The organism is Aneurinibacillus danicus (assembly GCF_007991215.1).
Classification (GTDB): Bacteria; Bacillota; Bacilli; order Aneurinibacillales; family Aneurinibacillaceae; genus Aneurinibacillus; species Aneurinibacillus danicus.
Genome location: NZ_BJXX01000106.1, coordinates 1 through 22,838, shown reverse-complemented (window position 1 = coordinate 22,838; position 22,838 = coordinate 1). Strand labels below are relative to the sequence as shown.

Here is a 22,838-nt window from a genome sequence, read left to right as displayed (position 1 = left end):
ATGATAAACGGACTGCCGGTTCAATTGTTTCCGCTTAATTTTGTGCAGTCGACTAATTTATTGATTGACATGCACACGTGATGCGGTATATCTTATATATAAGAAAATAGCCCATAGGGGAGTAGCTTTGAGAACGATAGTGTCGTCATTACGGGAACCTCGGCGGGGACCCCGGCTCTATCGACAACATGCAAATGTTGGAAGCAAGACCTGTGCCGTTTTTTCTCGGCATAGGTCTTTTTGTGTTTTTTAGAGAGGTTTTTAACTTTTGTCGCGTTGTTTTAAAGTGTGATTTTAATGAGGGGGCATGGTCATTGTGGAGTTTTTATCTGCGCAATTTTTCTCGATGCTTTTTTCCATCATCATTATTGACCTGGTGCTGGCCGGTGACAATGCGATTGTAATCGGGCTCGCATCTCGCAATCTGCCAAAAGAACAGCAGAAGAAAGCCATTATATGGGGAACGGTCGGTGCGATTGCGATACGCGCGCTGGCGACAATCTTTGTTGTCTGGCTCTTGAAAATCCCCGGGCTTCATCTTATCGGCGGCGCAATTCTTGTCTGGATTGCATATAAGCTGCTGATTGGCGAAGAGGAAGAGGAGAATATAGAGAGCAGTTCTTCACTGTTTGGGGCAATTCGGACCATCATTGTTGCTGACGTGATGATGGGACTCGACAACGTGTTAGCGGTAGCGGGCGCCGCTCAAGGGCATACCGGTATGGTTGTGCTTGGACTGTTAATCAGCATTCCGCTTGTTGTCTGGGGCAGTCAGGTTATTATCAAGCTGATGGATCGTTTCCCGAAGCTTATCTATGTTGGAGCAGGGGTACTTGCTTATACTGCCGCCAAAATGATGGTGACCGAGAAATTCATCGTTCCGTTCTTTGCGGAAAATCCGGTTATTAAATGGATTGTCATTGTCGTTATAGTTGCAGGCGTTCTTATCAGTGGTAAAATGAAAAAAGACAGACAATCGACAACGGCAGCCTCTGCGTAAGTAGAGGCTGTTCTTCTGTATCGGGGGACCGGAAAATTACACTTTTCGTCCTTTAGACCAGGGGGTCAAATGTTGTATGCAAGAAATAGGCTGAAGGCTTATACTGAAGGAAAAAGCATGAATGTACCAGAAAGACAGAGAAAGATGGTGATGCAACTTGGAACCCCTTTCCCGTGTGGATAAGTACCGCCGGCGCAGAGAGAAGCAGAAAGGCGGACGTGCTCTGGTATGGACGGCGTTTTCGCTTCTGTACATAGTCATTTTTTATCTCCTTATTTATTTTGTTAAAGTACCGGCCGATTATACGAAGAGGATCGGTCTGGAGGCGGGGCTGTTTTTTTTGAGTGTCATTTTCCTTGATGCTTACCTGCAGGCGTTCGCCACCATCTCCACGCGCCCTGTACAGAAGGAGGAAGTTAGATTAACCCGCCCCAATCCAATCATTATCGGCTGCTGGGTCGTCTCGTTATGCTATCATTTGAGCATCGGTCTTTTGAGTTCGATGTATCTGCCGGATTGGATGTATTATATGGGCTTTGTATTTACGCTGGCACTGTTTCTTGCGACGGTAATCCATTTCCTTGCCTATTTTGCATACAGCAAGCGGGAGAGGCAGTGGGTGCTGGAAGAGCGATATGTGAGCGACCAGCGCAGGGCGTATGAGATGATCCGTGATAATCAGTCACAATACTATTGGATTTGTGACGTAATGGAAAACAATGAAGAAGTGCGGCAGATGATGAAGTGGAACGGATTTGACCGCAACTTAGAAGAGCGGATGTACGAATTACAGCCTTATTTCCAGCGAACCATCTTCACTAATAAAGATTTAGACAGGATTGCAGGCATAAGCGCGTGGCTTACGAATATGCGCCGGATTATTGAAGAGCATCCGAACTATAGTCCAAGCCGAACGCGTTCCGAAGAACTGCCGTTGAGGAGCAAAAGGAGAGGTGAAGAATGAACATCATTGACTTTCGCAGCGATACGCTGACCAAACCGACCGAAGAGATGCGCAAACTGATGTATGAAGCTGAAGTGGGCGACGATGTATATGGCGAAGATCCGACCGTGCGCCGCCTGGAAGAGAAGGCGGCGCTGCGGCAGGCAGGGGTATTGGCGGCACCTGGATTATACGCGCTTGAGGTAATGAGTCAGCGTCTGCATGAAGATCATGCCCGGGCACGCAGGCTGGCTGAGCGTTTGCACGAAGTTCCCGGGTTGTATGTGGATATAGATACGATAGAGACAAATATTGTGTTGTGCGATATAGCGGAAACCGGACTGAATGCAGTCGAATTTCAGCAGCGGATCGCCGAAGCGGGAATCAAAGCGTCTCCGTTCGGTGAAGGCATCATCCGCTTCGTCACCCACCGTCACATCACCGATGAGGATATCGAAGAGGCGGGCGAGCGTATTTTGAGTCTATTGCATGGGCAATTGGCAAAATAGACTAAACGAAAACCAGGCGTGTGATGCGCCTGGTTTTCTTTCTTTTCATTTTATAAGCGTGAAAAAACTCGCGAGGCGTATGCCGACCGTTGCTTTTTCCGTGTGGAGCGTGTGGCCCTTAAGGGAGGGAAAGACCGGCAATTGTCTCCCTCATCGAGATGCCTAGATGTTTTGCCGGTCCGACCGAAGGGTCACAAAGCGGCCGTTTATCTTCCATGTGGAAAAAGGACGAGCGGCAACGACCGCGAGTTTTTCTTATTTATTAATCTCGAAATACTCGATTTCGCCTTGTTTGTTGACACGGACGGTAATAGTGACAGGGTAGAGTTTGTCAGGGACGGAGGTAAAAACTTTGCCTTCCAGACGATACATCGTCTTGCCGCCGTCCAGCTGGCTTTTTTCTTCCAGCGTAAGCGAAGCGAGCGACGGCAGGTCCGTCTGCTCTTGTTGTTTCTCTTCCTTCATGACGCTAGCCAGGAGTGCGGGTTTGTTGCTGCCGTTTTCTGCGATAAGAGAAGCCACATTTTTTGAGAGAATATTTATCGCAAGACGAGCAATCGCATGATCGGCGGGCGTTGTGTTGGCGCGGCCAGCCGCTTTCTCCCATTCATGAATCGACGCTTGTTTGACTTTCATCTGTTGGGTAATCCAACTTTTCACTTCGGCTGTCTGGGCAGAGGGAGAACGGGTGTCCACCGAGGAACAGCCTGTCCCGGCCACAAGCATTCCCGCTCCCATAAGCAGCGCAGCGATAGTACGTTGCCACCTCATTGTGTGCATGTTCCTTTCTTTCATAAAGTTCACAGATTCTGTTATAGAGTTAGACGGTTAGAGAGTAGATAAGTTGCTTTCAGGCAAAAAAAATTCTCCCGCGCAATACGAGAGAATAAATTTTTGCTTATTTTGTAGTTTGGCGGGCATTAACTGGGCGCGTATAAAACATCCAGAGAAAGCTTAGTGCCTGACAGAGTTCCAAGGAGAGTGCCTCCGTCATTTCAAGAGTGACCCCGCGCTTATAGACGCCTTCCTGGTGCACGATTTCATATCCGTTTTCCGTAAGCAATCGTCCGCATTCCCACGGCATCATTGTATTGATGACAACATCTTCCCCGTACAGGCGCCGGTAGCCGTGCTCGCGCGGTGCGGCGGTCGGTCCCAGAATGCCGAGCGCAAGCAAACCGCCGGGCTGCAGATACCGCTTGAGCTCTGTAAGCATCTCGCGAGGGTCATCGGTCCATTCCAGTACATTGATTGCCATAATTGCCTGGAAGGAATGCTCCGGAAACGGAAGCTTACGCAAGTCCGCCTTTACGAAGGAAAGGGCAAGTCCGGGCTTTATTCTTGTCTCCGCTTTTTTAATCATTTCTTCGGAAATGTCCAGCCCTGTTACCTGAAAGCCCAGCTCCGCCAGTTTTGCGCTGCCGTATCCGTCGCCGCAGCCCGCATCCAGTACCCGGCCTTTATCAGGCTGGATGTATCGGGTCAGCACAGGCAGTATCGTCTTCCGGCTGCCTGTCTCCCACATTTCCTCGCTGTTTGCCTGCCAGTGGGCCGACATTTTGTTCCAATGCGTCTCGCATGCTGCATGCCAGTTAAAACCCATTCTATTCTCCCCCTTGTCTCCTTTAGCAGAAAAGTAGCACAACTGGCTAAAAAAAGCGAGAAAAACATAATAAAGTATAGAAAAAGTCTGTTGAGAAAAATTTTCTTTATACCGGTTGGACAAATGGGGTAAAGTTAAGAAAGAAGAATATGAAACCAAGTGAGAGGCGAGAATCGTGCGGAATCCAGAAATCAAGGAATGGGGAATGCTGGCCAAGCAATGTGCGCTCGGTGCGGGCAAGCTGATTGAGGAAATGCTGGCCCATCCCCTGGAAGTGATGTATAAATCTTCTGCGTCTGACCTGGTCACCTCCGTCGACCGGGCTGTAGAACAATTGGTAATAGATAAGATTATGAAAGCATATCCTGACCACGGCATTTTGGGGGAAGAAGGATTAATTGCATGCAAACCGGACGAGTTTGATACGGTTTGGATGGTAGATCCGATTGACGGGACGACCAATTTCGTTCACCAGCAACAGAATTACTGTATATCGATTGCCGTCTATCACAAAGGCGTATGCGAAGTAGGAGTGGTTTACGATCCTACCCGGGAAGAGATGTTTTACGCGGAGCGCGGCGGCGGTGCCTTCCTTAACGATGAACCGCTTCAGGTAAAGCGCAACAAAGAAATGAAAGAAGCGCTTTTGTCCACAAGCCTGTTCTGGAACCGTCGGGCAATGAAAAGCGGTCTCTCGGAGAAAATGCAGCATCTGGCGCATCGTTCGCGCGGCATCCGGGTTTATGGGGTAGCGGCGCTTGAGCTTGCCTATGTAGCGGCGGGGCGGCTGGATGCTTATATCAGTTTGAACTTAAATCCGTGGGATTACGGTGCGGGCCGGCTGCTGGTCGAAGAAGCGGGGTGTATGATCAGTGCGCTGGACGGTACTGATCTTCCGTTTGCCGAGCGAAGCAGCATCCTGGCGGCCAATCCGAATCTGTATAATTTTCTGCTTGAATTTTTGATGGAACGTCCGTTATAATACCTAGGTACAATTGAATAAATCGTTGTTATGTGGCGAAACCAACGTTAAAAACACCACCGGAGTATTGTCTATTTTATCCCCTGGTGCAGGGGGTTTTTGTTTTTACTTGTAGATGGAGACAGAGCACGGGGCGCCGCTTTGGGCGCCCTTTTCCTTTTCCGGGGTTCGCCTGCAACCAGAGTATAGGAGGGAACATTATGTCCGGATTTGAAATTCCACGTAAAGTGCAGCGTATACACGAAGACATTCAGCCGGAGCAGCTTCGCTACCACAGCCGTCGCGTGGCGCTGACCAAGGAGTTTACGTTTGACTCCGCACACCACCTTCACCTATATGAAGGCAAGTGCAAGAGCTTGCATGGACACACCTATAAACTGGTGATTACCGTGAGCGGTTTTGTCGATGACATTGGCATCTGCGTGGACTTTGGAGAGATCAAGCAAATGTATGAAGATACCATCAAAGCGCAGCTTGACCATAAGTATTTGAACGAAGTACTGCCGCCGATGAACACAACGGCGGAGAATATGATTGTTTGGATATGGGAGCAACTGGACCAGGAGATTGTCCGCCGGGGCTTTCGAGAGCGTGGTACACGGCTTGAAGAGCTCGTCCTCTATGAAACCCCGACCAGCTATGCGACACTAAAGCGGGAATGGATGGAGAGCGATGAGTAGTATCACCGAGCTTTACAACAAAGAGTGGAAGCTTCCAATGGTAGAGCTGTTCGAGACGGTGGAAGGCGAAGGGAAAATGACCGGGTACCCGACTACGTTTGTGCGCGTGTTCAACTGCAATCTTCGCTGCACATGGTGCGATACGCCATACAGCTACGCGCCGGAGAAGCCGGAATTTACCGCTACCATTGATGAGATCAGTAGGCGGGTGGAGTCTTACGGCCACGGCGTCGTTTGCCTGACCGGTGGCGAGCCGTTAATGCATGGCGATAAATCGCTTGCGCTTGTGTATCATCTGGCGCACCTGTCCTCAGTATGGGACATCCATATCGAAACAAACGGAGCCGTGGATTTGTTTCCATTTGTCGCGCTACGCGAAAAAGACGAGGCCGCATCCGACAAAGTACGGTTTGTGATGGACTATAAGCTGCCTATCAGCGGGGAGACGGCGAGGATGCATCTGCCGAATTTCTCGCTTTTAGGGGCGCAGGATGAAGTCAAGTTTGTGGTTGGGGATGAAGCTGATTTTTTCCATGCATTGGATATATTGGAACGTTATCCGACTCGTGCCACTGCGCTGTTCAGCCCGGTATGGGAGACGATGCCACCTGCGGAACTTGTACAGCTTCTGCTTCGCTATCGGCCCCAGGAAGGCAGGGCCCGGCTGAATATACAGATCCATAAAGTCATTTGGGACCCGGAGACAAGAGGGGTTTAGATATATAGTTGAGGAGGGAAGGATGATGCCGAAAAAAGCGGTCGTCGTGTTGAGCGGCGGTTTGGATAGTACGACCTGTATGGGCATTGCCCAAGCGGCGGGATTTGAGACGTATCCGCTTACGTTTCATTACGGGCAGCGCCATAGTCGGGAAGTCGAGCAGGCGAAAAAGATTGCCGCTTTCTATAACGTGCCGAACCATCGGATTGTTGATTTGGATTTTCTTAAACAAATTGGAGGCAGCGCGTTGACAGATGAGAGAATTGATGTGCCGGTCGGAAAGAAGAATGGCGAAGAGAGCGAAGATATTCCACCCACGTATGTTCCGGCGCGTAATCTGATTTTTCTCTCGCTTGCTGCAGCCTATGCAGAAACAATAGGAGCGGAAGTAATCTACATCGGTGTCAGCGCCGTGGATTACAGCGGCTACCCTGATTGTCGTCCGGAGTTCATCCGCTCGATGAACGAGACGGTCGGACTGGCCACAAAAGCGGGCGTTACCGGTGCAGGCATTCGTATCGAGGCACCGCTCGCGCACTTATCGAAGAAGGAAACGATTGAATGGGGACTCAAGCTTGGTGTGCCGTATGAACTTAGTACGTCCTGCTATCAAGGGGGCAGCGAAGCGTGTGGCGAGTGTGACAGCTGCCGTCTGCGGCTGAAAGGGTTTGAAGAAGCCGGAGCCAAAGACCCTATTTTCTATAAGAAAGGATGAATGAATGATGAGTCAAACAGAGCACAATTACGACAAATACAATAAAATCCGTTTTGATATTCAGGACCGTTCCGCCATTATGGAAGATATCCTCGAAACCATTCCGTACGAATATGTAGGCAAGAAAACAGAAGTAACGATTCCGACGAGCGAATTTACTTCGGTATGCCCGTGGTCAGGGCTGCCGGACTTTGCTGACATTCGGATTATTTTTGTCCCGAACGAAAAATTAATCGAGATGAAATCTTTGAAATTTTACCTTACTTCTTACAGGAATGTTGGTATTTACCAGGAGCATGCGACCAACAAAATTCTGGAAGATCTCGTGCGGGTGGCCGATCCGCTTTACATGCGCGTAGAAGCGACGTGGAATGCCCGCGGTGGACTCGGAACGGAAGTTGTTGTAGAATACCGTAAGGAAGGATATGAAGGGTAGCGATCCATTCGATGGATGAAATGAAAACCATTCTTGATGTGAAAGCGTTGCTTCGCCGGTTCGGCATTGTCATCTATATGGGCGACAGGCTAGCCGATTATGAGATGTGGGAAGAGGAACTGCGTGAGTTGTACCAGGAGAAGATGATCGATATCGCGGAATTCCGTGCCGCAATGACGATCCTACAACAGGCGAAACGGAACTATCAAGACCAATAAAGAGAAAAAGAGCCTGCGCAACGGCTCTTTTTTCATTTTGACAAACAGGAGGAAAGTAGGCGAATTTTTGCAACTTTTTGCGGTTTTGCTCTGTATGAATATGTGTATTATTATGTAGTGTTGTTATCCTTCTGCACATTCTAGGGGGTTAAACGAAACATGGAAAAACGACAGGCGAGAAAACCAGCAAAGAAGAGAAAGTCGTTCTGGAAACGGGGTCCCTGGGGCATCGTTCTTCTGATGACTGCACTTTTCTTTCTGTTGAGCATCGGGGGATGTTCGGCGCTGTATGTGGCCGGAAACCAGATGATTGATGAGAAAAAGCTGGATCTGATGGAAACATCAACTGTATATGCAGCGGATGGCAACCCGATTGCCAAGCTGTCCGCAGCGGAAAACAGAGAGAAAGTAACATTTGATAAAATACCAAAGCACGTTGTAGACGCATTCATCGCTACCGAGGACAATCGCTTCTATGACCACAACGGCATTGACCCGATCGGGATTGGCCGTGCGATTATTAAAGACATTGTGAGCGGTAGCAAAGCCGAAGGGGCAAGTACGATTACCCAGCAGTTGGCGCGCAATGTTTTCTTGTCCCGTGACAAAACCTTCATGCGTAAAACGAAGGAAATTATGATTGCGCTGAATTTAGAACGCAGGTGTTCAAAGCCGCAAATTCTTGAGATGTACCTGAACGTTTTCTATGCGGGTGAAGGTGTGTTTGGTGTGCAAACGGCCTCCAAGTACTATTTTGGCAAAGATGTCTCGGAATTATCCATCGCGGAAGGAGCGACGTTGGCCGCTTTGCCGAAAGCGCCGAATACGTATTCGCCGCGCAAGAATCCGGAGAACGCGCTCAAACGACGCAACCTTGTATTGTCATTAATGCAGAAGAATGGGTACATTACGCAGGAACAGATGGAGAAGGCCAAGAAAGAAAAATTGAAAACGATTGAGAGGCCGAAGAAGGGTACGAACAAGGCCTACCAGGCATACGTTGACTATCTGGTCGAAGAGGCGGAAGATATGCTTGGCGTTACGGGTGACCAGTTGTACCAGGGTGGATACCAGATCCATACGTATCTGGACCGCAATGCCCAGAAAGCTATGTTCGAGGAATATGAAAGAGACCGCAACTTCCCGAAAGACGGACCGAGAGATAAAGTGCAATCCGCCATGGTTATTATGGAAACGAAAACTGGAGGCATTACTGCCATGGTAGGTGGACGTGGCTACGAGACAGGCAACTGGAACCGGGCCAAAGTGCCTCATCCTACGGGCTCGACCATTAAGCCGCTTGTAGATTACGCTCCGGCACTGGAGAAGGGCTGGACTCCGTACTCTATAGTAAAAGATGAAAAGAGATCATACGGCAATTGGACGCCAAGAAACTACGGAAATGAAGGCTATGCGGGAAGCATTACCATGAATAAGGCGCTGGTGGATTCCCGCAATGCGGCTGCTGTGTGGACGCTGAATGAAATTGGCCTATCTACAGGGGTTAGTTACCTGAAGAAGTTTGGCATCCCATTAGCGCCCGGGGATGAAAACAATCTGTCCATTGCACTAGGCGGTATGAAGAAGGGTGCTTCACCTATCCAAATGGCGCAGGCATACACGGCATTCGCCAATGAAGGCAAAATGAATAAAGCCCATGTCATTAAAAGCATAACCGCAAGTGACGGTACCGTTATTGTGGAAGAGAAGAAAGAGGAGACGGAGGTTGTCAGTGCGCAAACTGCTTATTATATGACTGAAATGCTGGAGAATGTTGTCAAGGAAGGAACGGGTAAAAATGCCCGCTTCGGTTATCCGCTTGCCGGTAAGACCGGTACACAGCAGTACGATAGCGATAATGTCTCCGGCGGAAACCGCACTGCCTGGTTTGTTGGCTATACGCCGGACTATGTCGGAGCGATTTATATGGGCTTCGACAAAACAGATGATGAGCATTATCTGCGTACAACCGGGGGCGGCGCACCGGCAGAGCTGTTCAGCCGCATTATGCGCAAAGCAATGGAAGGCAAGGAACGCAAGGACTTCAAACGTCCGGAAGGCGTTAAACCGGTAGAGCCACCTGTATCGCTTCCGTCCATCAACGATTTGACCGCGACCGTGGATGAGACCGGTCAGAACGTAAAGATTAACTGGGGCGGCAGCAGCGATAATCGAATTAAATATCGTCTGTACCGTTTCCTTGGTTCGCCGGCCGAAAAAGAGCTGATTGCCGAGACCGGATCATCTGGATATACGGATGCGTTCGATCCGAGCAAGATGTACACGTATGTGGTCGTGCCGTACAATGCGGAAACCGGCGAGGAAGGAAACATGTCCAATATGGCAACCATAACGATGCCGGAGCCGCAGCCGGATACAACCGATCCGAACAACCCGAATCAGCCGATGGATCCTACAAATCCGAGCCCGGTAGATCCGAATAATCCGAATCAGCCGGTGGATCCAAATAACCCGAACCCGGCAGATCCGAACAATCCGAATCAGCCGGTGGATCCAAATAATCCGAATCCGACCGATCCGAACCAGCAGAATCCGGATCAGATAAATCCTGCAGATCCGAACCAACCGGCTTCTTCGGGCAGAGGAGTGGCGCCGCCAGAACAAAATGATGAGCGGCCGGGAAGAGGTAACGGACGAGGACAATCGGGAGTCACAAATCCGTAACTGTAAAGAAAAGTCGGCAAACGTCTCAGGATTTGTTATAATGGAGAGCAAGGAGAAGATAAAGGAGGGGTTGTTATGACCACGAGTCGAGACATAGCCCGTTTTTTTGAAGAGCAAATTTCCAATGCAAAAACACATTTTGAACGTGCGCTGGATTGTAAACATACAGAGTTTGACGACCTGTATCCGTATATGAATGAGCACCCTCAGTTCTTCTGGTATAAACGATATGTGGCATGGCAAGAACTCCTGACGGTTGTCCGTCTCGCAAAAGATCTGGAAGTCGAGTGGAAACACTTGTTCACCGATAAACAAATCCATTACATTGAGTGTAAAGTGCTGGAAGCGCGCGTATTGGATTACTGGTATGAGGGCGACCCTAAAGAATTGCAAGAAGAAGAGGTTGGAGCTGACGACTGAGACATAGAAGAAAAAGGGAGCATAGCTCCCTTTTTTCTGTGAAAATCGAAGGAAATGAGGAATATAGACGGTTATGAGCCTCCCTGAAGCTTTTACAGCGAGAATGAAGCACCTGCTAGGTGAAGAAGAGTATACGGATTTCCTTGCTTCGTACACAGAAGCGCGCCGCCAGGGGCTGCGCGTAAACAGGCTAAAGCTTTCACCGCAGGCGTTTCTTAAACGTGTGGATTGGAAACTTGAATCGGTTCCATGGACGGAAGACGGATTTTATTATTCCGAGAGCCTGCGTCCTGCGAAACATCCGTATTATCATGCGGGCTTGTATTACATCCAGGAGCCGAGCGCCATGTCTCCGGCCGCCGTACTGGACGCGTGTCCAGGAGAGAGAGTGTTGGATTTGTGTGCAGCGCCGGGGGGCAAAACAACGCAGTTGGCTGCAGCCATGCAGGGGCAGGGCATTCTGGTGACGAATGACAGCAACCCGAACCGGGTCAAAGCCCTTGTGAAGAATGTAGAGTTATACGGGATTCGCAATGCGGTCGTTACCAATGAAACACCCGACCGGCTCGCCAAGGTGTTTCCCGGATACTTCGATAAAATCCTTGTGGACGCGCCCTGTTCCGGGGAAGGCATGTTTCGAAAAGAGCCGGATATGGTGAAAAGCTGGAGTGAAGCTGTGATCGAGACATGCTGCGGGATGCAGCGAACGATTCTTCAGGACGCGGCCCGTATGCTGCGCCCGGGCGGACGATTGCTGTACTCCACATGTACATTTGCGCCCGAAGAAAACGAGCGCATGATTGCAGAATTTCTGATGGAACAGCCGGACTTTTCCATCGTGCCCATACCGATGCATGAAGGTTGGGAGCAGGGACGACCGGAATGGACACAGAATGCGGAGGCCAATAGGCTGGTTAGTGGAACGGCACGTCTCTGGCCGCACCGTATCAGCGGCGAAGGGCATTATGTCGCACTGCTCCAAAAAGCAGGGGACAAAGAGAGTTCGGAACGGGACTCTATGATACTTGCGAAACCTGTAGGAACAAAACAGACGCAGGAGAAGGAATTGGCCGATTTCTATACTTTTGTGAAAGAAACGCTTCCGGAATGGAAAGGACTGGAAGACAACGGCTTTATTTTAACGATGCATGAAGATCGTGTATTTCTCTCGCCGCAGGATCTCCCCGGACTCCAGTCTTTGCGCCTGGCCCGTCAAGGATGGTTGCTGGGGACAATAAAAAAGAAACGATTTGAACCGTCCCAGGCGTTCGCGATGGGACTTAAAGCCGAGAATGCAGCGCAGAAAGTCAATTTCGCGCCGGATGAGTCGGATACAATCCGATACCTAAAAGGAGAAACGCTCATGCGCCAGGCGGAAAAAGGATGGAACCTTGTCTGTGTAGACGGCTTTCCGCTTGGGTGGGCCAAAGGTGCTGGCGGTATGCTGAAAAATATGTATCCGGCAGGATGGCGCTGGATGGACGGTGCATAGGGGCAGCATAGAGATATAAAGGATGTGGACGAGGATGAGGCTGGACAAGCTATTGGCTAACATGGGATACGGATCGCGTAAAGAGATTAAAAAACTGTGCAAAAACGGAGCGGTGAAAGTGGACGGCAAGCCGGTTAAAGACAGCAGTGTGCATGTTGATCCGGACGCGCAGGAAGTAGAAATCTTCGGGGAAGTGGTCCATTACCGCGAGTTCGTTTATTTAATGATGAATAAGCCGCAGGGTGTGATTTCAGCTACGGAAGATGCGGTAGAAGAGACGGTTGTTGATTTGCTGGCTCCTGAATTTTTCGCGTTTGATGTGTTTCCGGTCGGAAGGCTGGATAAAGATACGGAAGGTCTGCTCCTCCTTACGAACGACGGCAAACTGGCGCATGAGCTGTTATCGCCGAAGAAGCATGTTCCCAAGCGTTACTTTGCACAGGTCGAGGGACGGGTGACAGAAGAAGACCGGGAGGCATTCCGCAAAGGCGTCACGCTGGACGACGGGTACAAAACGCTGCCGGCCGAGCTTACGATTCTTACCCAGGGAAGCGTCTCGGAGATAGAGCTTATCATCTATGAAGGCAAGTATCATCAGGTAAAGCGCATGTTTGAAGCGGTAGGGAAAAAGGTGACCTATTTAAAGCGTCTTGCTATGGGCGGTTTGGAGTTGGACGACGATCTGGAGCCGGGCGAATATCGTGAACTGGCGGAAGAAGAGTTGGAGTTACTTCGTTCTGCGGAACAAAGTGTGGAGAAGTAAAAGAAAAAAGGTGCCCGGATGGCTTAGAGGCTATCCGGGCGTTTATTTGCGATGCCGTACATGAGGATATCGACGGCGTCGCGCAAATCTTTGTCTTTATCTTCGTTTGCATATTCATCGGGAAACGCCTTGCTGAAAAATACATATCCCAGCATCGTAGAGAAGATGGCGCGGGTGATCGCTTTCACCGGAAGCGGGCGGAATTCACTTTGCTCAATCCGATTCTTTACGGACGCTTCAGCCAGGCCTCTGGCATCCTTGACCAGATTCTCCAGCAGGGCGTTCATAATATCCGGGTGAAACAGCGCTTCCTGCAGAACGATGCGCATGCGGGGCCAATTCTCTTCCAGCAATGCAAGACGGTTGCGGTACAGTTTGAGGATAACCTCTTCGGCGGGCAAATCCTCGTTGATAATTTGTTTAACGTCTTTTAAAATCAGGGGCGAGGCGAACTTGATAAACATAGGGCCGATCAGGGCGTACAGCAAATCCTTTTTCGTTTTGAAATGCTTGAAGATTGTGCCTTCGGCCACGCCGGCCCGCCGGGCGATCTCGCTTGTGGAACTGGCGTGGAACCCCTTCTCGGCAAACAGCGCAATGGCCGCCTCCATAATGCGGCGCTGTTTCTCCGTCATCTCATCCTCGGTTTTGAGCGAGTTCAGCATTTCCTGAATCGCTTCATCAAACAGCGGCTTATGTTCGTGAGCCACACTATCACCTTTTCTATTCCAGTTTTTTGCGGAAGCGCGTCACAGCCAACAGGCAGAGCAGGAAGGAAAAAGCACCAAGCGCCATGGTTTCCTGCCATAGTTCGCGCGCCCCGATCGCTTTCAAGAAGATTCCGCGCAAAATCTCCAAAAAGTAGGTGAGCGGAATAACGCCGCCAATCCATTGCAGCACAGACGGCATTGTTTCCCGCGGAAAAATAAATCCGGACAGCAGGACGCTTGGCAGGATTGTCGCAAAAGCGAGTTGCATCGCCTGCAACTGGGTTTTGGATATGGTAGAGATAAGAATGCCGATCGCAAGCGTTGTGACAAGAAACAGAAAGCTGAGCATAAATAACAGCGTGTAGCTGCCTTTGACCGGTACGCCGAACCAGACGACGCCGGTGGCGAGTACAATCGTAAACGATAGCGCCCCGATGCCGACATAAGGCACCAGCTTACCGAGAATTAACTCGACAGGACGGATTGGGGTCACAATAAGCTGCTCCATCGTCCCCCGTTCTTTCTCCCGCACGAGCGCGAACGCCGTCAGAATAACCGTGACGTTTTGCATAATCAATCCGATAAGCGCCGGGATGTTGAACAGGAGGCTTTTCATGTTCGGATTGTACAGAACACGGGTCTCGGCTGCAAGCGGCAGCGTAAGTTCTGTTATACCCTGTGCAGAGAGAAAATCCTGCTGGAGGGAGAACGATTTATTCTGGACGATAAGCTGCGCGTTCGCAAGCGCTGTGCGCGCCGCATTCGGATCGGTTCCGTCGACGATAATTTGAACCGATGTTTCTTCCCCCTTATCCAGCTTATAGCTGTACTCGGACGGGATGACAATCCCGACCTTAATTTTTCCTTCGTCCATTAACTGCTGCATTTGCCTGTACCCTTCTACATTATACACGTGATCGAAGTACAGCGTATTGGTAAAGTGTGTGATGAGCTGCCGGCTGTCTTTCGTCTTTGCCTGATCCCATACGGCGGTAGGAAGGTGGTCTACATCCGTATTAACGGCATAGCCGAACATGAGAAGCATCATAATCGGCATCATAATGGCAATCGCCATGCTGGCTCTGTCTTTACGGATTTGCCGGGTTTCTTTGACGATGATGGCACGCAGACGCGACCAACTGAACCGTTTGATAATGCGTTCAGGCATGAGGCAGTTCACCTCCGCGCAGCAAATTATTCTCCTGCGATTCAACGAGACCGATGAAAACGTCGTCAAGCGTGGCCGCTTTGGCCTGTTCTTTCAATTCAAGCGGCGTTCCTGAGATGAGCAGTTTACCGAAGAAAATAAAATAGATAAAATCGCACGTCTCCGCTTCATCCATATAATGAGTACTGACAAGAACGGTGATGCCCCTTTTGGCAAGCTCCCGGATGACCTCCCAGAAGATACGGCGTGAGACCGGATCAACCCCTGCGGTCGGTTCGTCAAGAATAAGAATTTCCGGATCATGCAGGAGTGCGCAGGAGAGGGCCAGCCGCTGTTTCCAGCCGCCGGACAGGGAGCCGGCAATTTGTTTTTCGCGCCCGGTCAATCCGGCCATATCAATCAATTCCGCTTTTTTCTTTCTCGCCGACTCTCCTTTCAATCCGTAGATGCCCGCATAGAAATCCAGGTTGTCGCTTACGCTAAGCTCTTCATACAGACTGAACTTCTGTGACATGTAGCCGATATGGTGCTTAATGCGCTCGGAATCGGTGAGAATATTGTAGCCGAGCACCTGACCTGTTCCTGATGTAGGAGTCAAAATGCCGCTCAGCATGCGAATAACAGTGGATTTGCCGGAGCCGTTCGGTCCGAGAAAGCCTACGATGCTTCCCTTCGGAATCGTCATGGAGACGTTATCGACTGCCAGTAATGCACCAAATTTCTTCGTCAGATTTTCGCATGAAATCGCCGCAGTCATGGACGCGCACCTTCTTTCGTTTGTGCGAAGGTGATGTCGGCCGGCATACCAGGTTTTAGTTCATTTAGCCCGTCTGTTAGCTTAATTGTGACGGCAAATACCATTTTGGTTCGCTCGTCGGGTGTCTGTACGTTTTTAGGCGTAAACTCGGCCTGGCTGGCGATGCGGGTCACGGTGCCGGAGAAAGAACGGTTTGGATAGGCATCGACGCGGACGAATGCTTTTTGCCCAGTTTTCACTTGGTTGAGCGATGCTTCAGGCACATAGACGACAACTTCGAGCTCTCCTTTTTTTAGAAGTGTGTAAAGTGTGGCACCCGGTTTGATCACTTCACCTGCTTCTACGTGCTTGCGCAGGATGGTTCCGGTTTCCGGAGCACGGACAATGGTTTTGCCCAGAAGAAGTTTGGCCTGAGCGAGTTTGCTGTCCGCCGCTTCCTTCTGCGCGAGAAGACCGCGCAGCGTGTAGTTGGTATCGCCGGCCCGCAATAAATCGAGATTGGCCTGTGCCGCCCTTACGCCTGCCTCAGCCGAGGCCTGCGCTGCCTTCCCGGCTATTTCCTCCTGGCGTGTCTGATTCATTTGTGCATCGATCGTACTCATTTGCTTTTCGATATCGTAAACAATCGTCTGTGCCTGATTTACCGTCTCGCGCAGCGTTTCGATTTCCTGCTCGGAAATGGCACCCGCTTGCCCGAGTGTTTCCGCTTTTTTCAGGCGGCTTTGCTGATAGGCGAGCGTATTTCGTGCGCCTTCGAGCTTGTTCATAAGCTGTGCCTTGTTGGCTGCAAGAACAGACATTTGCGCTTCAACCGTGCGGGTTTTGGAGGAGGCCTGCTCACTCAATGCCTGTGCCTGCTCCACCTTGGCCACGGCTTCCCTGATTTTCTCCGTTCGGCTGCCTGCCCCGGCTTCATCCAGCTTGGCTTTCGCAGCATCCGCCATTGCTTTCGCTTCGTCGATGCGCAGCCTGTATTCTTCGGATGCGAGCTCGGCTGTTTTCTGGTTTTTTTCTACCCTGCTTCCTTCTTCGAGAGTCATGCTCTTTACGATGCCGCCTAATTCGCTCTGTACGGCAATCTCTTTTCCTTCAATTGTTCCTGAGTAGACGGCTGGCTGGCTCTGCTGTCCGCATCCCATGCAGATAAGCAGAAAGCCCAGCACCGAGCAGATTGGGATATTTCTCATTATTTCCTCCCCCTTTGTCTCTATGCAATTAAGTGAGTGATTACTCACTTCATAATCTACAATAAAAGGAAAGGGATGTAAATAGAAAGAGTAGGGAATGAACATAATGAAAAAAAAAGGCGGTGGGTGCGTAGTGGGTAAAAAAATTGTTCTTATTCTGATTGATTCACTTATGCCACATATTCTGCGTGAAGCACAGGAGAGAGAGCTTGTGCCGGCGCTCTCACTTATGATGAGTCGCGGTGCTTACTGGAACAACTGTGCAACTATTTTTCCGACGATGTCAGCAAGTGTGGATGCTTCATTGATCACCGGCGTATATCCGGAAGAGCACCGAATTCCTGGACTTGTCTGGTATTCGCGAAAAGAAAGACGGATCGTAAATTATATTAACGGCAGTAAATCGGTCTGGCGGATAGGAGTAAAAAAGTGCACGCAGGACGTATTGATTGAAATGAACGAAAAGCATATGAGCAGAGATGTTTCTACACTGTTTGAAGAAGTAACCCGGCGCGGAAAAACATCAGCGTCTTTCAATTTTGCGGCGCACCGTGGTCCGCATTATTATCGGGTACAAAAGCCGGGGTTGTCCAAATTGTTTCTTGCGGGCCTTTTGTCTGCACAGGTTAGCGGTCCTGAGATTTGTACGGTAGGAAAGTTTATCGACTCTACTTTCTTACGTTCTTTGCGCTGGAATTTTAGCCATACTATTTTTCATAAGTACGGGCTAAACGACCGGTTTGCTGTTGATGCGGTATGCAAGCTTATTAGAGAAGGCAAGCTTCCACATGTTACGTTTGTCTATATGCCGGATATGGATTATGCTTATCACCGGAACCCCGAACGCGGTCCGCAGATTCTTGCCCGTGCGGATCGGTATATTCAACGCTTGCTAGATAGCTTCGGCAATGCAGATGAAGCATTTAAGCAGTGCAAATTCATTGTAGTGGGGGATCACGGACAGACGAAGATTGGCATTGAGAAGGAAGCGACTATCAATGTGGAGCAGCATCTCCTTGGGATGAAAATAGCCCGTGCGGAGAACATACAGCCTGAGATAGACGATATTGTTATTTGTAATAATGAACGAATGTGCTATTTTTATCCGTTGAAGGAAGGGGTTCAGCAGGAAACGGTGAAGCGCCTGCTTATGGATTTGCGAATCGATATTCTGGCATGGAAGGAGGGGAGGGGAGTGTGGATCGGGCATGGTGGGCAGACGCTTTTTTTTGCACCGGGACAGGATATACACGACCAGTATGGAAGACAATGGAAAGCTAAAGGGGATTTCTCTATAATCGATGCCGTACTGGGAGAAAATCCCGAAGATGGTACTCCCGTAATATCTTTTGGCAGGTATCCGGATCTTTTCTCCCGCTTATACGGTGCGCTGTATGCGCAGGAAGGGGAGGTGATTGTAGCGACGGCACAGCCGGGGTGTGAATTTTTTACGCCGAGCGATCCGGTTCATCGCGGCGGTGCGAGTCACGGATCACTGCATGAGATGGATTCTATCGTTTCACTTATTATCACAGATGAATCGCCGGACCGGTTTTCCAAACCGCGTATTGTCGATATAAAATCCTATATCCTGCGAGACCTTTGCTGAACCTGAAGCCAATCCTCTCAGCACCTTCTCTGTTGTGTTTGCTGAGCCGCTCCATTTATCTGATATCAAGAAATAAACGGAGTGCTCAAAAGAGATGTTTCTTGGGAGGAGTAAGTGCGCCTGTCTTTTTTATTGCATGAAAGTTCCTCTCCGTCTTAAGACGGAGAGGAAAACCAATCTAAAGCCAGTTTTTCGGACGAAGAAAGCTGGCTAAGATGAAGAAAGAAAAAGAATGTCGATATATAGTAAGATTGATCTATATAGCAAGGGAGGTGGAGAAGTGGCGAGAGGATCGCGTTTGTTTTCGTACTTGTTTGGAATTGCGATTATTTTTGCCGGCATCGGCATTTTATTTGATATGCTGGGACTGAAAGATTTTAACCCGGCGGGTCTCTTTCCGTTTCTTTTTCTATATTTTGGTCTAAAATCATTGCAGCGGGGTAAGCGGGTAGGTGGCGGTATTTTTCTGTTTATCGGAGGAACCGGGTTCCTCTCCTACTGGCTGGGCATCGATCCGGGACGAGTGATTGGATTGACGCTTTCTCTGCTGTTTATTTATTTCGGCTACCGTTTAATTAAGGGAAAAAACAAAGAAATCGAGATTGCAACGCCGTCTAAACCGGCACAAAATAGTGAAAAATCTGAGCCTGTGACTGAGCGGGAGGGCCTATCGAAAAGGGCGAATGAATACGAGGAACCGTTCATGAGCAGATATTCGCTCCATTCACCCCAGCATAAGCACTCCCTCATCGGTAATTTGTTTTTGACGGGGAGCCGTTGGGAATTGCAGGACATGAATGTATGGCATGGCATCGGTGATGTAAAAATTGATCTGTCACGTGCATACATTCCCGATGGCGAAACCGTCATTATCATTAATGGATGGATTGGAGATGTGGACATTTACGTGCCGTACGATCTCGATATTTCGTTGACGGCAAGCATTAATTTCGGTGATATTGATGTGTTCGGAAATAAGCAGGGAGGAATTAATCGCAGCATGACCCTTGCAACTTCGGGCTACCCTGATTCGAGCAAGCGGGTGCGGCTCGTAGTGAGCCTGCTCATCGGTGATATCGATGTCATTCAGTTGTAGGGGAGGAGTAAAGTGTCAGAGCGTAGGCTGACCAACATCCAGTGGCAATTTATGCGGCAATCTCTGTGGGGCAGCGTGGGTGCCGTCACCGCAGGGAGTGTTATTTTTTGCTTTATTTGGTATGAGATGACGAGCGTGCCGACGTTGAAGCAGTGGGTGCTTGACAAGCTTGGCTGGAACTTTCCTATGTTTCCGGGCATTTTGTTCGCTTTCGTTATGCTTCTGTTTTTGTGCCTGGTGGCGGCACTCGTCGGAACGAGCGCTGGATATATCTATGGAAACCTAATGAAAAAACGAGTGGAAATTCTTCTGCAATCGGCAATGTTGATTGAGAGAGGCAATCTATCTACACGGGTACCGTATCTCGGAGAAGATGAGGTTGGCCTGCTTGGTGAGAGGTTAAACGAGATGACAATTCGCTTCCAGCAGCAGGTGCTTTCTCTGCAACGCCTCTCCGCCCATAACGCAGAGCTGACGGAACAGGTCAAGCAGTCAGCAGTAAACGAGGAGCGGCAGCGCCTGGCACGAGAGTTACATGACGCGGTGAGCCAGCAGTTGTTTGCTATCTCGATGACGATGGCAGCGGTCAGACGGACATTAAGCCAGAATCCGGAGAAGGCGAGTCGGCAGGTAGAACTGGTGGAAGAGATGGCGGCAGCCGCCCAGTCCGAGATGCGCGCCCTGCTTCTGCATCTGAGGCCGACGCAGTTGGAAGGGAAGTCTCTGCGTGAAGGAATTGAGGGGCTGCTTATCGAATTGCAAACAAAGCATTCTCTCGAATTATCCTGGCAGATTGATGACATTCCCTCTTTGTCGAAGGGAATGGAGGACCATCTGTTCCGCATTTTACAGGAAGCGTTATCCAACGCGCTGCGTCATGCCAGGGCAACCAAACTGGAAGTAAAACTGGTGAAGATGCAGAATCAGATGCGACTTAGGATAACGGATGACGGCATCGGATTTGCGGAAGGAGAAGAGAAGAAGTCCTCGTCCTATGGAATGAAACTGATGGAGGAGCGCGTGGCGGAAATCGGCGGTGTGCTGGTCGTATCTTCGGCTCCGGGCCATGGTACGATGATCGAAGTGACCGTTCCGTTTGTCGGATAGGGATGAAAGACGGAGGAGATAGCATGAGTGAAGCGATTAAAGTGTTATTGATTGATGACCATGAGATGGTACGGATGGGCTTGGTTGCTTTTTTGTCGACAGAAGACGGGATCGAAGTCGTCGGTGAAGCATGCAGCGGAGCAGAAGGACTAAAAATCGCCGAGCAGACGAAACCGGATGTCATCTTGATGGATTTGGTGATGGAAGGCATGGATGGAATTGAGACGACCCGGCGGATGAAGCTCATTCACCCGGAGGGTAAGGTAATTGTGTTAACGAGCTTTATCGATGACGAGAAAGTGTATCCGGTAATTGAAGCGGGAGCATTCAGCTACATTCTGAAAACGGCCCGCGCTCAGGAGATTGCTCAGGCCATTCGTCAGGCGTACTGCGGGCAACCGGTGTTAGAAGCACAGGTGGCCGGAAAAATTATGTCACGCTTTCGTCAGCGGACGACGGAAGAAGCACCTCCTCATGAACAGTGTACCAATCGTGAACTTGAGGTACTGTGCTTGCTGGGCCAGGGGAAATCGAATCAAGAAATTGCAGATGAGCTTTATATAGGCATTAAAACCGTCAAAACGCATGTCAGCAACATTCTGAGCAAGCTCGGCGTAGAAGATCGTACGCAGGCGGCGATTTATGCGCACCGACATGGAATCAGTAAATAATCCGCACGCTTCTTCTGTGCCTGGACTGAGAAGTTAAAGGCGCACAGAAAGAAGTGCGCGTATCATTGAATAGAGAAGATATTCGTGCATTTTCTTCAACTGGAAAGAAGTGCCCTGATTGTTTTAGTGCTTCCAATAATAGACTTGGTGTGGGTTTTCTTCGTCTTTGCGCGCTTTCAGATGGAAGAGGGGAGCGTTGGGCTGATGGAAGCCGGGGGCCGCGCCTTCGGTAATGGTCACTTTTGTTCCCAGAGCAGCCATGCTAAACAGTTCTTCCACCTGAACGTTATGCAGGCGTACGCAGCCTTTGGACATGGATTTGCCGATGGACTTGGGGTTATTCGTTCCATGAATGGCGTAATCCGTATCGCTTAGTACAAGACCACGGGTGCCGTATACTTTGCTCTGGGATAGCGGTTCACTGACTTTTAAGCGAATAAAATAGACGCCCACGGGTGTGCGATGCTCTGCCCCCAAACCGATGTAATAAGAGCGTACCGTATACGGGCCGCTATATACAATCATGCGAAACGAAGATTGGTAGACGACGACCTCAAGCGGCTCCAATGCTATACTCGGCTCAGGCATCCCGCCTATGCGCAGCACGTCATCCATTGTCTGCCACACCTGCCCCGGCTGAAGAAGCTCAGGCTGGTAGATAATCCCCGTATTCTCCAAAGCAGGAACAGTTCCGCTGTGTACTGGTTGGCTGAATGGAATTTGTGACAGATAGTTTTTTGGAAATGGGCCTGTTAATTCTGACAGCGTCTCCGGTAATTTCCTGTTATATAAATAGTAATTGTATAACGCGCTCCGCATGACGAGCAGTTTCTCAAGACTGCTGCGCTGGAGCGCGATTTTTTTCTTTATACGTCTTACTTCGGGGTTATTATCGCAGAGACAGTTCGGATCAAAAAACGTCATCTCTTCCCCGCTATTGTAGGCAATATATGAAAGCGAATTTGGTTGATAGAAAGGAAGCGGCGTATAAACAGGAATAAAACGAACCTGTGGAACACCCACAATGATTGGCACCTTGCCCGGAGGATAGTTTCTTTTATTGATGTAGCGGTGCAATTGCTCACGCAGTTGCCCAGGTGTCTGGCCTGTCGGTACACCCACCACTTCATAAAAAGGTTCTGGTACCTGCCCGGGCGGTGCTTCTACACGCTGCTGCGGAAAAAATTGAAAGTAAAAGAAAACGAGGAATATACTGATGATTTTGATGATTGTTTTCATTCTTCTATCCCCTTTATAGGAACAAAACCACCATGGCGTCTCAGCCGTAACCCCGACATGAAAATGATGGGAAAGAGGCTGACTTTTGTGGTACGAAGGAAAAGAGAAGAAAGAATGAGGAGAGGATTTT

24 protein-coding genes and 1 pseudogene are annotated in these 22,838 nt (G+C 49.6%); 18 read left to right on the top strand and 7 right to left on the bottom strand.

What is annotated here, in order from left to right:
- The first annotated feature begins 316 nt into the window (after positions 1–316).
- From ADA01nite_RS12010 to ADA01nite_RS12000, 4 genes and pseudogenes are all read left to right on the top strand, one after another.
- Positions 317–1,000 carry a TerC family protein gene (locus ADA01nite_RS12010; protein ID WP_146810203.1) on the top strand — a complete coding sequence of 228 codons (684 nt, stop codon included), beginning with the start codon at positions 317–319 and terminating at the stop codon, positions 998–1,000.
- 157 nt (positions 1,001–1,157) lie between these two features.
- The gene (locus ADA01nite_RS12005) at positions 1,158–1,964 is read left to right on the top strand and encodes a hypothetical protein (protein WP_146810202.1); all 807 of its coding nucleotides are present in this window, start codon (positions 1,158–1,160) and stop codon (positions 1,962–1,964) included.
- A pseudogene (locus tag ADA01nite_RS23200) lies at positions 1,961–2,098 on the top strand (beta-eliminating lyase-related protein); the annotation flags it as partial. The gene ADA01nite_RS12005 and the pseudogene ADA01nite_RS23200, both read left to right, overlap by 4 nt.
- Positions 2,072–2,452 (top strand): beta-eliminating lyase-related protein, encoded by a 381-nt coding sequence (locus ADA01nite_RS12000; RefSeq protein ID WP_443092717.1) that lies wholly within the window; start codon positions 2,072–2,074, stop codon positions 2,450–2,452. The pseudogene ADA01nite_RS23200 and the gene ADA01nite_RS12000, both read left to right, overlap by 27 nt.
- Positions 2,453–2,707: 255 nt before the next feature.
- On the opposite strand, the gene ADA01nite_RS11995 is transcribed toward ADA01nite_RS12000, so the two are convergent.
- Together ADA01nite_RS11995 and ADA01nite_RS11990 are read right to left on the bottom strand one after the other, a co-directional pair.
- Positions 2,708–3,223: a hypothetical protein gene (locus ADA01nite_RS11995; protein WP_146810200.1), complete on the bottom strand. Its 516-nt coding sequence runs from the start codon at positions 3,221–3,223 to the stop codon at positions 2,708–2,710.
- Between the two features lie 127 nt (positions 3,224–3,350).
- Positions 3,351–4,055 (bottom strand): class I SAM-dependent methyltransferase, encoded by a 705-nt coding sequence (locus ADA01nite_RS11990; RefSeq protein ID WP_146810199.1) that lies wholly within the window; start codon positions 4,053–4,055, stop codon positions 3,351–3,353.
- Positions 4,056–4,230: 175 nt separating this feature from the next.
- Between ADA01nite_RS11990 and ADA01nite_RS11985 the strand changes: the two genes are divergently transcribed.
- From ADA01nite_RS11985 to ADA01nite_RS11940, 10 genes are all read left to right on the top strand, one after another.
- The gene (locus ADA01nite_RS11985; protein ID WP_246147318.1) at positions 4,231–5,037 is read left to right on the top strand and encodes an inositol monophosphatase family protein; all 807 of its coding nucleotides are present in this window, start codon (positions 4,231–4,233) and stop codon (positions 5,035–5,037) included.
- 200 nt (positions 5,038–5,237) lie between these two features.
- Positions 5,238–5,717, top strand: a complete 480-nt coding sequence (gene queD, locus ADA01nite_RS11980; RefSeq protein ID WP_146810198.1) for a 6-carboxytetrahydropterin synthase QueD — start codon at positions 5,238–5,240, stop codon at positions 5,715–5,717.
- Positions 5,710–6,435 (top strand): 7-carboxy-7-deazaguanine synthase QueE, encoded by a 726-nt coding sequence (locus ADA01nite_RS11975; protein ID WP_146810197.1) that lies wholly within the window; start codon positions 5,710–5,712, stop codon positions 6,433–6,435. The genes queD and ADA01nite_RS11975 overlap by 8 nt, the downstream gene beginning before the upstream one ends.
- 25 nt (positions 6,436–6,460) lie before the next feature.
- The gene (queC, locus tag ADA01nite_RS11970; protein WP_146810225.1) at positions 6,461–7,150 is read left to right on the top strand and encodes a 7-cyano-7-deazaguanine synthase QueC; all 690 of its coding nucleotides are present in this window, start codon (positions 6,461–6,463) and stop codon (positions 7,148–7,150) included.
- A 4-nt stretch (positions 7,151–7,154) separates the two neighbouring features.
- The gene (gene queF, locus ADA01nite_RS11965) at positions 7,155–7,586 is read left to right on the top strand and encodes a preQ(1) synthase (protein WP_246147317.1); all 432 of its coding nucleotides are present in this window, start codon (positions 7,155–7,157) and stop codon (positions 7,584–7,586) included.
- 11 nt (positions 7,587–7,597) lie between these two features.
- The gene (locus ADA01nite_RS11960; RefSeq protein ID WP_246147316.1) at positions 7,598–7,804 is read left to right on the top strand and encodes a YqgQ family protein; all 207 of its coding nucleotides are present in this window, start codon (positions 7,598–7,600) and stop codon (positions 7,802–7,804) included.
- Positions 7,805–7,963: 159 nt separating this feature from the next.
- Positions 7,964–10,489: a PBP1A family penicillin-binding protein gene (locus ADA01nite_RS11955; protein ID WP_146810196.1), complete on the top strand. Its 2,526-nt coding sequence runs from the start codon at positions 7,964–7,966 to the stop codon at positions 10,487–10,489.
- A 75-nt stretch (positions 10,490–10,564) separates the two neighbouring features.
- Positions 10,565–10,909: a hypothetical protein gene (locus tag ADA01nite_RS11950; protein WP_146810195.1), complete on the top strand. Its 345-nt coding sequence runs from the start codon at positions 10,565–10,567 to the stop codon at positions 10,907–10,909.
- 73 nt (positions 10,910–10,982) lie between these two features.
- On the top strand, positions 10,983–12,401 hold the full coding sequence (locus ADA01nite_RS11945) for an RsmF rRNA methyltransferase first C-terminal domain-containing protein (protein WP_146810194.1): 1,419 nt from the start codon (positions 10,983–10,985) through the stop codon (positions 12,399–12,401).
- A 34-nt stretch (positions 12,402–12,435) separates the two neighbouring features.
- Positions 12,436–13,164, top strand: a complete 729-nt coding sequence (locus ADA01nite_RS11940) for a pseudouridine synthase (RefSeq protein WP_146810193.1) — start codon at positions 12,436–12,438, stop codon at positions 13,162–13,164.
- 23 nt (positions 13,165–13,187) lie between these two features.
- Here ADA01nite_RS11940 and ADA01nite_RS11935 read toward each other — a convergent pair whose 3' ends face one another.
- Genes ADA01nite_RS11935 through ADA01nite_RS11920 form a run of 4 tightly spaced genes read right to left on the bottom strand, consistent with a single transcriptional unit; the run spans position 13,188 to position 16,986 of the window.
- Positions 13,188–13,874: a TetR/AcrR family transcriptional regulator gene (locus ADA01nite_RS11935; protein ID WP_246147315.1), complete on the bottom strand. Its 687-nt coding sequence runs from the start codon at positions 13,872–13,874 to the stop codon at positions 13,188–13,190.
- Positions 13,875–13,887: 13 nt separating this feature from the next.
- Complete coding sequence (locus ADA01nite_RS11930) at positions 13,888–15,042, bottom strand: ABC transporter permease (RefSeq protein ID WP_246147314.1); 1,155 nt, start codon at positions 15,040–15,042, stop codon at positions 13,888–13,890.
- A complete protein-coding gene (locus tag ADA01nite_RS11925; RefSeq protein ID WP_146810192.1) occupies positions 15,035–15,799 on the bottom strand; it encodes an ABC transporter ATP-binding protein in 765 nt (254 codons plus the stop codon). The genes ADA01nite_RS11930 and ADA01nite_RS11925 overlap by 8 nt, the downstream gene beginning before the upstream one ends.
- Positions 15,796–16,986, bottom strand: a complete 1,191-nt coding sequence (locus ADA01nite_RS11920) for an HlyD family secretion protein (RefSeq protein ID WP_170230251.1) — start codon at positions 16,984–16,986, stop codon at positions 15,796–15,798. The genes ADA01nite_RS11925 and ADA01nite_RS11920 overlap by 4 nt, the downstream gene beginning before the upstream one ends.
- A 133-nt stretch (positions 16,987–17,119) precedes the next feature.
- On the opposite strand from ADA01nite_RS11920, the gene ADA01nite_RS11915 reads away from it, so the two are divergent.
- The 4 genes from ADA01nite_RS11915 (at position 17,120) to ADA01nite_RS11900 (ending at position 21,469) form a co-directional block, all read left to right on the top strand.
- Positions 17,120–18,595 (top strand): alkaline phosphatase family protein, encoded by a 1,476-nt coding sequence (locus ADA01nite_RS11915; RefSeq protein WP_170230250.1) that lies wholly within the window; start codon positions 17,120–17,122, stop codon positions 18,593–18,595.
- A 280-nt stretch (positions 18,596–18,875) separates the two neighbouring features.
- Positions 18,876–19,691: a cell wall-active antibiotics response protein LiaF gene (gene liaF, locus ADA01nite_RS11910; RefSeq protein ID WP_170230249.1), complete on the top strand. Its 816-nt coding sequence runs from the start codon at positions 18,876–18,878 to the stop codon at positions 19,689–19,691.
- Positions 19,692–19,703: 12 nt separating this feature from the next.
- A complete protein-coding gene (locus ADA01nite_RS11905; RefSeq protein WP_246147313.1) occupies positions 19,704–20,798 on the top strand; it encodes a HAMP domain-containing sensor histidine kinase in 1,095 nt (364 codons plus the stop codon).
- Positions 20,799–20,821: 23 nt separating this feature from the next.
- Positions 20,822–21,469, top strand: a complete 648-nt coding sequence (locus ADA01nite_RS11900; protein WP_146810188.1) for a response regulator — start codon at positions 20,822–20,824, stop codon at positions 21,467–21,469.
- Positions 21,470–21,592: 123 nt separating this feature from the next.
- On the opposite strand, the gene ADA01nite_RS11895 is transcribed toward ADA01nite_RS11900, so the two are convergent.
- Positions 21,593–22,708, bottom strand: a complete 1,116-nt coding sequence (locus ADA01nite_RS11895; protein WP_146810187.1) for a L,D-transpeptidase — start codon at positions 22,706–22,708, stop codon at positions 21,593–21,595.
- Positions 22,709–22,838 lie beyond the last annotated feature (130 nt).

What these genes read in the sequence shown, in the direction of transcription:
- ADA01nite_RS11940 (WP_146810193.1), top strand. Translation starts at nt 12,436, where the DNA reads ATGAGGCTGGACAAGCTATTGGCTAACATGGGATACGGATCGCGTAAA.
- ADA01nite_RS11930 (WP_246147314.1), bottom strand. Translation starts at nt 15,042, where the DNA reads ATGCCTGAACGCATTATCAAACGGTTCAGTTGGTCGCGTCTGCGTGCC.
- queF (WP_246147317.1), top strand. Translation starts at nt 7,155, where the DNA reads ATGATGAGTCAAACAGAGCACAATTACGACAAATACAATAAAATCCGT.
- ADA01nite_RS11955 (WP_146810196.1), top strand. Translation starts at nt 7,964, where the DNA reads ATGGAAAAACGACAGGCGAGAAAACCAGCAAAGAAGAGAAAGTCGTTC.
- ADA01nite_RS11895 (WP_146810187.1), bottom strand. Translation starts at nt 22,708, where the DNA reads ATGAAAACAATCATCAAAATCATCAGTATATTCCTCGTTTTCTTTTAC.
- ADA01nite_RS11945 (WP_146810194.1), top strand. Translation starts at nt 10,983, where the DNA reads ATGAGCCTCCCTGAAGCTTTTACAGCGAGAATGAAGCACCTGCTAGGT.
- ADA01nite_RS11925 (WP_146810192.1), bottom strand. Translation starts at nt 15,799, where the DNA reads ATGACTGCGGCGATTTCATGCGAAAATCTGACGAAGAAATTTGGTGCA.
- ADA01nite_RS11960 (WP_246147316.1), top strand. Translation starts at nt 7,598, where the DNA reads ATGGATGAAATGAAAACCATTCTTGATGTGAAAGCGTTGCTTCGCCGG.
- ADA01nite_RS11920 (WP_170230251.1), bottom strand. Translation starts at nt 16,986, where the DNA reads ATGAGAAATATCCCAATCTGCTCGGTGCTGGGCTTTCTGCTTATCTGC.
- ADA01nite_RS11975 (WP_146810197.1), top strand. Translation starts at nt 5,710, where the DNA reads ATGAGTAGTATCACCGAGCTTTACAACAAAGAGTGGAAGCTTCCAATG.
- ADA01nite_RS11990 (WP_146810199.1), bottom strand. Translation starts at nt 4,055, where the DNA reads ATGGGTTTTAACTGGCATGCAGCATGCGAGACGCATTGGAACAAAATG.
- ADA01nite_RS11950 (WP_146810195.1), top strand. Translation starts at nt 10,565, where the DNA reads ATGACCACGAGTCGAGACATAGCCCGTTTTTTTGAAGAGCAAATTTCC.
- ADA01nite_RS11995 (WP_146810200.1), bottom strand. Translation starts at nt 3,223, where the DNA reads ATGAGGTGGCAACGTACTATCGCTGCGCTGCTTATGGGAGCGGGAATG.
- queD (WP_146810198.1), top strand. Translation starts at nt 5,238, where the DNA reads ATGTCCGGATTTGAAATTCCACGTAAAGTGCAGCGTATACACGAAGAC.
- ADA01nite_RS11900 (WP_146810188.1), top strand. Translation starts at nt 20,822, where the DNA reads ATGAGTGAAGCGATTAAAGTGTTATTGATTGATGACCATGAGATGGTA.
- queC (WP_146810225.1), top strand. Translation starts at nt 6,461, where the DNA reads ATGCCGAAAAAAGCGGTCGTCGTGTTGAGCGGCGGTTTGGATAGTACG.